The organism is Micromonospora sp. DT227, assembly GCF_049841835.1.
Taxonomy (GTDB): Bacteria; Actinomycetota; Actinomycetes; order Mycobacteriales; family Micromonosporaceae; genus Micromonospora.
This window is the reverse complement of the sequence record NZ_JBNCLA010000090.1, coordinates 1-259: the sequence shown is the minus strand read 5'-3', so window position 1 is coordinate 259 and position 259 is coordinate 1. Positions and strand designations below refer to the sequence as shown.

General features: G+C 69.9%; 1 protein-coding gene. It reads right to left on the bottom strand.

The annotated features are described in order from the left end of the window. Nucleotides 1–259 (bottom strand): AMP-binding protein (locus ACLQ2W_RS34025; protein ID WP_425792018.1); only part of this gene is annotated, 259 nt, incomplete at both ends.

Here is a 259-nt window from a genome sequence, read left to right as displayed (position 1 = left end):
CGCTGCGCCGTCAGACCCGGCCGACCCAGATACCCACGCGCCACCCCCGGACCCGCCACACAGATCTCACCGGTGACCCCGACCGGTACCGGGCGGCCCAGCGTGTCCAGCAGATAGACCCTGAGGTCACCGAGCGGGTAGCCGATCGGGTTGCGCGGGCCGGGAGTCAGGTCCGCGTCGACCAGCCGGTGGTAGGTGGTGTGGACGGTGGTCTCGGTGATGCCGTACATGTTCACCAACGCCACCCGCGCCAACGGAT